Consider the following 12,261-nt stretch of genomic DNA (forward strand, 5'->3'; position numbering starts at 1 on the left):
CATGAACCCGATTGCAGTTACCCTACTTACCGGTTTTTTAGGCGCGGGAAAAACCACCCTGCTGCGCCATATTCTTAACGAACAACACGGCTACAAGATTGCCGTGATTGAAAACGAATTCGGCGAAGTCTCCGTTGATGATCAACTGATTGGCGACCGCGCCACGCAGATCAAAACGCTGACCAACGGCTGCATCTGCTGTTCGCGCTCCAACGAGCTGGAAGACGCACTACTCGACCTGCTGGATAATCTCGACAAGGGCAATATTCAGTTCGACCGTCTGGTCATTGAATGCACCGGCATGGCCGATCCTGGCCCGATTATTCAGACCTTTTTCTCCCATGAGATTTTATGCCAGCGCTACCTGCTGGACGGGGTGATTGCGCTGGTGGATGCGGTACATGCCGATGAGCAGATGAACCAGTTCACCATCGCCCAGTCCCAGGTTGGCTACGCCGACCGTATTCTGCTGACTAAAACCGACGTCGCAGGTGAAGCAGAAAAACTGCGCGAACGCCTGGCACGCATCAACGCCCGTGCACCGGTCTACACCGTCACTCACGGCGACATCGACCTGGGCCTGTTGTTCAACACCAACGGTTTTATGCTGGAAGAGAACGTCGTCAGCACCAAACCGCGTTTCCACTTTATCGCGGATAAACAAAACGATATTTCGTCGATTGTGGTGGAACTGGATTACCCGGTAGATATCAGCGAAGTTTCCCGCGTGATGGAAAACCTGCTGCTGGAGTCGGCAGATAAACTGCTGCGTTACAAAGGGATGCTGTGGATTGACGGCGAACCTAACCGCCTGCTGTTCCAGGGCGTCCAGCGCCTCTACAGCGCCGACTGGGACAGGCCGTGGGGCGATGAAAAACCGCATAGCACGATGGTGTTTATCGGGATTCAGCTGCCGGAGGATAAGATTCGGGCGGCGTTTGCTGGGTTGAGGAAGTAATTTTGGATGATGGCCGCCATGTGGCGGCCTGAATTATTTTTTGTTCTGATCGCGCAGCATCGCTTCACGTAAAATTGCGTTCAGGCGAGTTTGATAGCCTTTACCTGGTCGCTTCAACCATTCCATCACATCAGCATCAATACGCACCGAAGCCTGGGTTTTCAATGGCCGATAAAACTTACCGCGTTCTGCGTTAGACCATTGCTCATCGCTGGAAGGTGGGATATCACTGTAATCAATATCTTCGTCGGATTTATTCGCCAGCGCCTTCAGTTCGGCCTCATGCTGCACATCGAGTGTAGAGGGTGTCCCTCGTTTATGTTTAACCATGCTCATAGCGACTCCTCTCTTTACGATCTGCTTTTCGTGCACTGATGATTCGAATGTTGGAAATAGCATCACGTTTTAGGAAAAGATAGGGAAGTTGATATGAAGGGGATGGATGGCAGCATTGGGACACCATCCAGCACTTATTCAAACCTGATAGCAATCCACCAAAAATGCCATCATTTCACTGGCATCTTTGCTGTGATAAAAGCGCACCATTTTGCTGTTGAACTCCAGCGCACGAGCTGCGGGTACACTAATGGGATTGTAACCGTGGCGCATTAACCAGCCGTTCATCATATGGCGACTGGTACGCTTGTTGCCATCAAAGAAAAACTGAAAATAAGCACCAAATAAAAACATTGCCAGCGCCCCTTCGAATGGTGGCATCTCTTTTATTTGTGCCACACCTGCGGCGAATATTCGATTCAGTTCAGGTGCACCTGCTTCAGTGGCTGGTGGAAAATGAGTGCCCAGTTCACCGAGATGAACGCGCGCATTGTAATGTAACTCTTCACCTTCGCCGCGAAAAACGCCCCACTCCAGCGCCTCATTACGCGCAATAATGCCGTTAAGTAACGTGAACGTTTTCTTATCAAGGTCAAAACGCCCGAATTGCACAAGTTCAATCAGTTTTTTTGCGCTATCTGCCAGGTTCAACACCTGCTCAGTATCACTGACCTTATGCCCGCCAACAGTGACGCCATCGAGCAACGTTTTAACTTCAACAAAGGTATAGGGGTTATTTTCCAGTTGCGCGGCATCCCAGACAAACCCAGCCATATGCGTTTTGAAGGTAAATAAGGCTGCGCGCGTACCGACAATTTGCATCGCCGGGATGGCATTTGCATTCCAGCTCAGGTCCAGTAGTTTGGTTGTCATTAGAGGATCCTTGATTGCATGGTAAAGAGGATATTATTCCATATTAAACCATCGCGTTATCCATCTGCTTTTCAAATGCCTGACGAATTAATCCCATCACATAAGGAAGCTCAGAAAGATCGCTGAAACCTATTTCAACATCGCCATTGCCCCAACGGCCTATATCTGTGACATCTTTAGCCATACATTTTGGGTCAACCAGTTCATGGAATGGCATATTTAGTGATAAACGTAAGCGACTTTTTTGCGGCACCACATCAACAAAATTCGTCTCCGCTTTGAAGGCAACATAGAGCTTCAATATTTCTCGCGTAACCCCAGCGTCCAGCGTCATAACGGCATCAGAAAGGCTGTCAAAAAGTACGCGGATGTGCGTACCTTCTTCAAGTTGCGGGAAATCAGCAAGGACATATCCCGTTCCTCGTTCAACGACGGTGCGATAACGAGCCAACACGTCTTCCGAAAGTTTGGGGATCGCCCAGACGTCTATTGCCAGCTCGGACAGACGTTCCGCTCTCTTTTGTATCGCTGCACGATCCCATATTTCACATTGCCCTAACCCCGTGTTCAGGCGTAATGGACTTTCCTTAAAGCCACCTTTTATATCTCGCTTCTTCGCAAATGGACGGTCGCTGTAGCTTGAGTTATAGCCAGTTAACGTTAAATTACCCAACGTATGGAGCCACTTTTTATGGATTCGCTTCCATTCCGGACCAAGGTCATCGCGCCACTTCGCCGATAAATTAGGGTTCTGCGGCATGATATGTTCAATCGTATAAGTGTCAACATAGGCCCGTTCTTTACGATCGTGGTTTTCAAATCTACGTAGCCAATAGCTGCGATTACGGAAGTTGTAGAGGTCGCGAGTTTTCAGTTCACGTTGAAATTCATCATCATCCGGGAAACGACGGTAGGAAGGCAGTTCCAGCAAATGTGCCGCAATGCTCTCCAGATAACGCTCTTTATCCAGCACTTTGTAAAACGTGGCGAAGGTTTTAGTAAATGAGTTAGTGGGAATGGCACAGACTGCGCGCCGGAAGATATACGACTCAATTAAACACGTGGCACTTAAAAAATCCGCGGCAGAAAGAATTCCCTGTTTATAGTCATGATAAAGCACCAACAGGAACGGCCAGGCAGCATCGACTTTCAGCTCGCGTAGATCCTGAAATGCCATCTTTAAGGTTTTATCCTTTTCGCTATCCAGCGCCATCGCACAAAAATAGTCAGCAAACGTACGAATATCCGCAACCAGCGCCTCCATCCCGCGATCCATCACTCCTGGTTTTCGCGCATAGCGTTTAAAGGCTTCATAGACATCACCAATTCGCGGAATCTCACCTGTTTTTACCGTCAGATAATTACGCATAAAACTGTCGAAATAGTCAGTGTATCCCTTCTGACCAAACGCCAGCTCCATGGGCCGCCAGTAATCGTCGTACAGTTGGCTTTGATGTTCTGGCTCCAGCCCCATCAGAACATAGTTGCGAACCAGATCCGCCTGACTCAGCGCTTTTCCTGTTGAGTTCATGCTTTCGAAGATTAGTTGCGGATTATCCTGACCGCGATTCAAGGCGACATCCACAATCAGCAGTTTGGAAAGTCCCTGACATAACGCGGTGAAATTGCCGTGGAGTTTGCCTATTTGCTCATGGAAAAACTCAAAATTCTCTTTCACGCGTAGAGAGCAATTTTCTGCCAGCGGTTTTTGTCTAATCAATGCCAGCAGGCTCTCTCTGTCCGTTTGCGTAAGCAGTAACTTAAATCCACGCTCGCCCGATTCATACGGATTGAGCAGATAATAGTTTCGTAATTTCATGGCGGAGAAACCATCCATCACCTCGTCATCGCCAAGGTGTCTGGACAACGCTTCCAGCAATAACATCGCCGTTGTCAGGCGTTGCTGACCGTCAATCACCAGTAAGGGAGAGATCCCCGAAACCTGATATAGGCCCTGTTCGATATACACCACCGAGCCGATAAAATGCGCCGGGATATCATCACGCTGCCCGGCACGTATTACATCGTCCCAGAGCTGGCGGCACTGTTCCTCTGACCATGAATAAGTACGCTGATAAATGGGAATAACGAATTGCTGAGAGCGTTTTAGAAAATCGAGTAATCGGGCTTCGGTGGCTTTCATGAATGACTCCTGTCAAATTGCACTGGCAAACGGCGTCATTATGCTGCGAATAAAAAATAAAAGTTAGCGTCTTTGTTTCTGCAAAAATACCATTCCAGGATAAATCAAAATATATTAAGAAACACCTCAACACGCATTCATTAGAACAATTAATATTTCCAATTCATATTTATAACGTATTGAAAATGATCGTGTTTTTGATCATCACAGCAATAGTTTGATATAACAAAGCATTCACTTCACATTGAATATCCCCCTCTTTTTCAGGGCAAGGAATGCTTTTTATGTCATCAACTAATTTCAGCCAGATTGCAGCCTTCCTGTGGTCTGTCGCCGACCTGTTACGCGGCGATTTTAAACAATCACAATATGGACGAATTATTCTTCCTTTTACCCTTTTGCGTCGTCTGGAATGCGTACTCGAAACAACGAAAGACGCGGTCATTACCGAGGCGCAAAAAGTAAAAGCCTTGAAACTGCCGGAGGAAGCCCAGGAGAAAATGATCCTGCGGGCGACTAATGGCCTCACGTTCTTCAATGCCTCAGCGATGGATCTCAGCAAAATGGGGCAAAATGGCATACAGGACAACCTGGAAAACTACATCCAGTCGTTCTCTTCGGATGCCCGCGAAATTTTCGAACACTTCAAGTTCAGCGAGTTTGTCGGACAGCTGGCGGATGCAAACTTACTGTTCAAAGTGGTGCAAATATTCGCTAAAGCAGATTTATACCCCGGGCGCGTCACCAACCACGACATGGGGCTGGTGTTTGAGGAGCTGATCCGACGTTTTGCAGAGAGTTCTAACGAAACCGCCGGGGAACACTTTACCCCGCGTGATATCGTCAATCTGACCACCTCGCTGGTGTTTTTCGATGATGATGATGCGCTCAATAAAGACGGTATCATTCGCACCATTTACGACCCAACGGCGGGAACCGGCGGCTTTCTCTCCTCCGGCATGGAGTACGTCCACAAACAAAACCCCAATGCCGTGATGCGCGCGTTTGGTCAGGAGTTAAACCCGGAATCCTACGCCATCTGCAAAGCCGACATGCTGATTAAGGGCCAGGATGTCAGCCTTATCAAACTCGGCAACACCCTTTCCAACGATCAGCTCCCCGCAGAAAAATTCGATTACATGCTCTCTAATCCACCTTTCGGCGTGGACTGGAAAAAGATAGAAACCGACATCAACAACGAGCACAAACTCAAAGGTGCTGATGGTCGCTTTGGCCCCGGCCTGCCCCGCGTCTCTGACGGTTCGTTGCTGTTTCTGCTGCACCTGATCAGCAAAATGCGCGATGCCAAAAGCGGTGGCGGGCGGATCGGCATCATTCTTAACGGTTCCCCATTATTCACCGGCAGCGCGGGCAGCGGTGAAAGCGAGATCCGCCGCTACATTCTGGAAGCGGATTTGCTGGAAGGCATTATCGCCCTGCCTACCGATATGTTTTACAACACCGGTATCGCTACCTATGTTTGGGTGCTGTCTAACAAAAAAGCGCCAGAACGCAAAGGCAAAGTCCAGCTTATCGACGGCAGCAACCTGTGCGGCAAGATGCGTAAATCGCTGGGGTCAAAACGCAATATTCTCGGAGACGAGGATATTGGTTTAATCACCCGCACGTTTGGCGATTTCGAACCCGTTGCCACCACTACGCTTGCGGCGTTAGGCCTGGAGAAAGCACCCGAACAAAAATCCAGCCGGGGACGCCAGCCCGCAACAACCAAAACCGAGGCGGCAAAAACTTTTGCCAGCAAAGTCTTTCACAGCACCGAGTTTGGCTATCGTCGCATCACCGTTGAGCGCCCGTTGCGCCTGTCGGCTCAGATAAGTGATGGCGCCATTGCCACATTGCGCTTTGCGCCGAAGCCGTTTATCGCTCCGATGGCGCAACTGTATGACGCCTTTGCTTTCCAGTGGCAGGACGGTCATTACGGCGACTTAACAGCGGTAGAAAGTGAAGCCCGCGCCATTCTTAAAGCCGATTTTAGCGAGCTGAAAGAGAAGCAAATTAAAGATCTGCTCGACAGCAAATTATGGCTGGCCCAGCGCGGGTTAATGGAAAAAGCGCGGCGTATTCAGGCGGCGATGGGTATGCAGGCGGGCGGCAAAGACACCGTTAGCAATGACTTTAATCAGTTCCAGTTGACGCTGAAAGAGGCGCTCAAAACCGCAGGCGTGAAGCTGGATGCGAAAGAGAACAAGCAGTTTATCGATGCTATCACCCGCAAAAACCCGGACGCCGAGCCGGTTATCAGTAAGGTACTGAAAGAAGCGGCCCAACCGCTGTATGGCGCGTTTGAGTACCAAGGAAAGGTTGTGGAGTTTGAGCCGGATGGCGACCTGCGTGATAACGAGAATGTGCCGTTAAATCCGTCTGTATCTACCAGCGAGTTGATCGAGGGTTACTTCAAAGCAGAAGTGTTACCGCACGCCGCGGATGCGTGGATTAACGCCGATAAACGCGATGCGAAAGATGGGGATATCGGGATTGTGGGGTATGAAATTCCGTTTAATCGTCATTTTTATGTTTATCAGCCGCCAAGGCCGCTGGAAGAAATTGATGCGGACCTGGATGCGGTAAGCGCTGAGATTATGAAACTGTTGCAGGAGGTACATTCCTGATGGCGGGGTTAAATAAATATCAGGCGTATCCGGAGTATAGGGATTCTGGGGTGGAGTGGTTGGGGGAGATTCCAGTCCATTGGAATATAAAACGGTTAGGACATTTTTTTGAGGAACGTAGAGAAAAGGTTAGTGATAAGGATTTCCCTGCATTATCAGTCACAATGCAAGGGATTGTTCCTCAGCTTGAAACAGCAGCTAAAACGGATGCTGGAGACAATCGTAAATTAGTTTTAAAAGATGATTTTGTAATAAATAGTCGTTCTGATAGAAAAGGTTCAGCCGGTGTATCTCAGTTAAATGGCTCTGTTTCATTAATTAGCATAGTCATGCAACCAAAAAAAATAAATGTCAATTTTGCCCATCACCTACTCCGAAGCTATCCCTTCCAGGAAGAATTTTATCGCTATGGGAAAGGAATCGTAGCAGACCTGTGGAGCACTAATGCCTCCGAGATGAAAAATATACTACTCCCTGAAATTCCTGGCAGCGAGAGTGAAAACATTGCAAATTTTCTCAACTATGAAACAGCAAAAATCGATAACCTGATCGAAAAACAACAACAACTGATTGAACTACTGAAAGAAAAACGTCAGGCAGTGATTAGCCATGCGGTGACCAAAGGGCTAAATCCTGATGTGCCGATGAAAGATTCTGGGGTTGAGTGGTTGGGTGAAGTTCCGAAACACTGGCACATATGCAAGTTAAAATGGTTTGCTAATTTGAAAAGTGGTGATTTTATAACCAGCAATTCAATAGAACCAGAAGGAAACTATCCTGTTTATGGTGGAAATGGATTAAGAGGATATTATTCTCATTTTACACACAATGGTGAATATGTTCTTATTGGTAGACAAGGTGCTCTTTGCGGAAATATAAATTACGCAATTGGAAAATTTTGGGCTTCAGAACATGCTGTTGTTGTCACCCCAAACGAAAGAGCTGTTACAATATGGTTAGGAGAATTATTAAGAATAATGAACTTAAACCAATATTCAGTTTCTGCTGCACAACCGGGGCTTGCGGTTGAAAGAATTACTGATTTATATATTCCAATCCCACCATATCAAGAGCAAATAAATATCGGAACTTATATATCTAAATATATTTCTCTAGATAAAAAATTGATTGAGCATAGTACAGATAATATTGAACTCCTAAAAGAACGCCGCACCGCCCTTATCTCCGCCGCCGTCACCGGCAAAATAGACCTACGCAACTGGACCGCCCCCATCCCCAAAGCGGAAACCCCCACGGAGGTCAGCGCATGAGCCACGACATTACAAAAGAGGTGAACCTGCAAAACGACATCATCGCCCAGATGGTGACAAAAGGCTGGATTGTCGGCAAAGGTGACGGCTACGACCGGGAACGTGCGCTGTACGCACAAGACACCTTAAACTTCGTGCAGACCACCCAACCGCAAGAGTGGGAGAAATTCACCCGCGTTTACCCCAGCGACACCGAACGCCATTTCCTCGACGCGCTGGTTGCGCAGCTAAAAAAAGCTGACAGCAACGCCACCGATATTCAGTCGCGCACCAGGGGTACGCTCGGCGTACTTCGCCACGGCCTGAAAATTCGCAATGCCCGTTTTTTGCTGTGTCAGTTTAAACCGGAACATAATCTCAACCCGGAAACGCTGGCGCGCTATCAGCAGAATATCTGCCGTATTGTGCCGGAACTGGTCTACAGCCCGTATGCCTCAAATAGCGTCTTTGCAGAAACGGGCGTGAAAGCCAAAAAATGGCGTATCGATCTGGTGCTGTTTATCAACGGCCTGCCGGTTGCCACGCTGGAGCTGAAATCCGAATTTAAACAGGCGGTGCAGAATGCCATTGCGCAGTATAAAAAAACCCGCCTGCCGAAAGATCCCGCGACCAATAAACCCGAACCGCTGCTGACCTTTAAGCGCGGCGCGCTGGTACATTTTGCCGTCAGCCAGTATGACGTCTTTATGACCACCAAACTCGCGGGTGACAGCACCTTCTTCCTGCCGTTTAACAAAGGTACCAAAGACGGCGGCGCGGGCAATGAGATCCCTGAAGATACCCACCGCTACGCCACCGATTACCTGTGGAATGAAGTGCTACTGCCGGACAACTTATTAAAAATCCTCGCCAGTTTTGTCCATTTGCAGATTGAAGAAAAAGAGGAGTGGAACGGGCTGAAAGCGAAGAAAGAGAGCCTGATTTTCCCGCGCTATCACCAGTGGGATGTGGTCAACAAACTGCTGGAGGCCGCGACGGTCGAAGGCACCGGCCATAAATACCTGATTCAGCACAGCGCCGGTTCCGGTAAATCGAACTCCATTGCCTGGACCGCCCACCAGCTTTCTCGTCTGTACGACGCAAACGGGGAAAAACAGTTTCATTCTGTTATCGTGGTGACGGACCGCACAGTGCTGGACGACCAGCTTCAGGACACCATCTATCAGTTCGAACATGCCGACGGCGTGGTCGGGCGCATCAATAACAAAGAGGGCGACGGTTCCAAATCGGAAAAGCTCGCCAGCGCGCTGGAAAACTCGCAGCCAATTATTATCGTCACCATTCAGACGTTCCCGTTCGTGCTGAAAGCTATCGAAAACAACGTCAGCCTGAAACAGCGTAAATACGCGGTGATTGCTGACGAAGCACACTCCTCGCAGAGCGGTTCTACCGCCCGTCAGCTTAAAGAAGTGCTGATGAGCGAAGAGATGGATGATGACGTGGTACTGTCGTCAGAAGATATTCTGGATGCGACCATTGCCGCCCGGAAAGGCAGCAGTAATCTGAACTACTACGCCTTTACCGCCACGCCAAAATCCAAAACCCTGGAACTCTTTGGCCGCTGTCCGCGTCCCGATGAACCAGCCTCAAAAACCAATAAACCTGAGGCCTTCCACGTCTACTCCATGCGCCAGGCAATTGAAGAAGGCTTTATCCTCGACGTACTGAAAAACTACACCAACTACAAAGTGGCGTATCAGTTGCTGCAAAAGCTGGAAGACAAGGACCGCGAAGTCGACAGCAAGAAGGCAAAGATAAAGCTCAACCAGTGGGTGACACTACACGACTACAATATCTCGCAGAAGGTGAAGGTGATTGTGGAGCACTTCCGCAAACATGTGATGCATCTGCTTGGCGGCCAGGCCAAAGCGATGGTGGTCACCAGTTCGCGTAAAGCAGCCGTGCGCTATAAGCTGGCATTTGATAAATACATTAGCGAGAACAATTACCAGAAAATCAGCGCAATGGTGGCGTTTTCCGGGGAAGTAGAATTCCAGGAAGGCGACCATAACAGCCAGGCATTGTTAAACCAGAAATTTACTGAAATAAACATGAACCCCGGCCTGAAAGGGCGGGATATGCGCAAAGCCTTCGACAGCGATGATTATCAGGTCATGCTGGTTGCCAATAAATTCCAGACCGGTTTTGACCAGCCGAAGCTGTGCGCGATGTACGTGGATAAACCCCTCGGTGGCGTCGAGTGCGTGCAGACACTCTCCCGCCTGAACCGCACCTATCCGGGCAAAGCGGAATCGGGCACTTTTGTCCTCGATTTTTATAATGATCCGGACGAGATCCTCGGCGCATTCCAGCCCTATTTCCAGACGGCGGAACTGACCGATGTCAGCGATCCGCAGCAGGTATTCGATCTGTTTGAAAAACTGCGCGCCACGCAGATTTTTCAGTGGCATGAAGTCGAGCAGTTCTGCGAGGCGTACTTCATCAAAAATAAATCGAATGCGGCGATCAGTAATATCTGTAAACCGGCGGTCGAACGCTGGAAAAAGCGTTATCTGATGGCAATAGACGCCTATTTGACCGCCAAAGAGATGTTCGAGCGCACTAAAAAAACGGGCGATACGGTGTTAATAACCAATGCGGAAAACAGTTTTAAAGCCTGTAAGCAGGAGAAAGATCGTCTGGAGATTTTCAAGAAAGATCTCGGCAGCTTTGTTCGCTTTTATGAGTTTATGTCGCAAATCGTTGAGTACGATGACAAGGATCTGGAAAAGCTAAGCCTGTTTGCGCGCCATTTACGCCCACTGCTGCATGAGCAACGTCTGGATGAAGATGAAATTGAACTCAGTAATGTAGAGATGAGTCACTATCGTTTATCGAAAATCCATGAGCAAGATTTACGTTTACAGGAAGAAAAGCCTGATTATACGCTGGATGCAAGTAATGATATTGGTACGGCAAAAGCGAAAGATAAAAAAGAGGAGTTTTTATCGCAGGTGCTTTCTCGGATGAATGAATTATTCATTAGCGACCATTTGACCGACAAAGATATGATCAGCAATGCTTTTTCGGTGTATAACAAAATAACTGAAAATGAAAATGTTATGACACAAATTAAAAACAATCCGCCAGAACAAGCGATTCTTGGTGATTTCCTCCAGGCAGTTGATAATGCTGTAATGGACAGTAATGACGCTCGGCAAGAATTTATGTTGCAATATTTATCCGATCCAGCTCGGGCAAAGGGCTTTGCTTATCTGATGTTTGATATGCTAACGGGGAAAATTGCTTTGCCAACATAAAACACGTTGATAGCCGGGGTCGCACTTTCTACCCCGGCCATATTGTTTACAATAAGGAATAGCTATGCTGAAGATGATTAAAGATTTTAAATTCAAAAAATACATTAAAAAATTACGTGAAGAAGGTTTGTTTTTTTATGTTTCTTTCGGTTTTATATTTACATTGTTAATGGAAGTTGATAATCAATTACCGTACTATCTTCAACAAGACTTCTTCTTTTATACACTTATAGGATTTATGCCAATCAATATATTCTTTGTTTTGATTTGCACAAATGTATTTTTCAATGCCGCCCACACACTTATTTCACCTTATAAAGGTCAAAGAGTTGGTGAGAAATTTCTCTCTGAACTTGATAAAAGAACGCAACAAATTGGCTTTATTATTTCATTTATATGTTTTGGCATGACATTGTTTTGTGCTCTGGCGTGGTTGCTGTTTTTTGAGATGAATACTGAAAGTTACTACGCAAAATATACATTAGATTTTTTGGCTGTTTTTATCATTATGATTATGTTTTCTTCAGCAGTTAATCCAGTCATGAGAAGAATATTCCAAAAAATGAAGGAATCGGACTCACATGGAAATTCAAAAATAATTCTTATAATTATAATCATTACATTATTGCTACTATTACCAATTGCGTGCATTATCAATAAAAATAAAACAATTGAAATCAATATTAAGAAAGAAACTTATCAGCAAATAAAAGAAAAAACAAAGATGAAACCAGAAGATTATATCAAAAAATTGATTGCTGATATTAAATTCAACTAATATCTATATGTA

Annotated in this window: 8 protein-coding genes; 5 read left to right on the top strand and 3 right to left on the bottom strand. The window is 47.0% G+C overall.

Annotation, left to right across the window (positions count from 1 at the left end; genetic code table 11):
• The first annotated feature begins 1 nt into the window (after position 1).
• Positions 2 to 958, top strand: coding sequence for a GTPase (yjiA, locus tag ACK8NJ_RS20215; RefSeq protein WP_076795804.1), 957 nt, complete (start codon positions 2 to 4; stop codon positions 956 to 958).
• A 33-nt stretch (positions 959 to 991) separates the two neighbouring features.
• Here yjiA and ACK8NJ_RS20220 read toward each other — a convergent pair whose 3' ends face one another.
• From ACK8NJ_RS20220 to ACK8NJ_RS20230, 3 genes are all read right to left on the bottom strand, one after another.
• Positions 992 to 1,294, bottom strand: coding sequence for a BrnA antitoxin family protein (locus ACK8NJ_RS20220; RefSeq protein WP_000063150.1), 303 nt, complete (start codon positions 1,292 to 1,294; stop codon positions 992 to 994).
• 138 nt (positions 1,295 to 1,432) lie between these two features.
• Positions 1,433 to 2,167: a Fic family protein gene (locus ACK8NJ_RS20225; RefSeq protein WP_000208597.1), complete on the bottom strand. Its 735-nt coding sequence runs from the start codon at positions 2,165 to 2,167 to the stop codon at positions 1,433 to 1,435.
• A 43-nt stretch (positions 2,168 to 2,210) separates the two neighbouring features.
• The gene (locus ACK8NJ_RS20230; protein WP_115438138.1) at positions 2,211 to 4,310 is read right to left on the bottom strand and encodes a GmrSD restriction endonuclease domain-containing protein; all 2,100 of its coding nucleotides are present in this window, start codon (positions 4,308 to 4,310) and stop codon (positions 2,211 to 2,213) included.
• A 284-nt stretch (positions 4,311 to 4,594) separates the two neighbouring features.
• On the opposite strand from ACK8NJ_RS20230, the gene ACK8NJ_RS20235 reads away from it, so the two are divergent.
• The 4 genes from ACK8NJ_RS20235 (at position 4,595) to ACK8NJ_RS20250 (ending at position 12,249) form a co-directional block, all read left to right on the top strand.
• Positions 4,595 to 6,940 carry a type I restriction-modification system subunit M gene (locus ACK8NJ_RS20235; RefSeq protein ID WP_411961895.1) on the top strand — a complete coding sequence of 782 codons (2,346 nt, stop codon included), beginning with the start codon at positions 4,595 to 4,597 and terminating at the stop codon, positions 6,938 to 6,940.
• Positions 6,940 to 8,211 carry a restriction endonuclease subunit S gene (locus ACK8NJ_RS20240; protein ID WP_247792854.1) on the top strand — a complete coding sequence of 424 codons (1,272 nt, stop codon included), beginning with the start codon at positions 6,940 to 6,942 and terminating at the stop codon, positions 8,209 to 8,211. The genes ACK8NJ_RS20235 and ACK8NJ_RS20240 overlap by 1 nt, the downstream gene beginning before the upstream one ends.
• Positions 8,208 to 11,471 (top strand): type I restriction endonuclease subunit R, encoded by a 3,264-nt coding sequence (locus ACK8NJ_RS20245; protein ID WP_411961896.1) that lies wholly within the window; start codon positions 8,208 to 8,210, stop codon positions 11,469 to 11,471. Before ACK8NJ_RS20240 ends, ACK8NJ_RS20245 begins: the two co-directional genes overlap by 4 nt.
• A gap of 64 nt (positions 11,472 to 11,535) precedes the next feature.
• On the top strand, positions 11,536 to 12,249 hold the full coding sequence (locus ACK8NJ_RS20250) for a hypothetical protein (RefSeq protein ID WP_059341565.1): 714 nt from the start codon (positions 11,536 to 11,538) through the stop codon (positions 12,247 to 12,249).
• Positions 12,250 to 12,261 lie beyond the last annotated feature (12 nt).

It is taken from the genome of Escherichia sp. F1, from assembly GCF_046764225.1.
GTDB classification, from domain to species: domain Bacteria; phylum Pseudomonadota; class Gammaproteobacteria; order Enterobacterales; family Enterobacteriaceae; genus Escherichia; species Escherichia coli.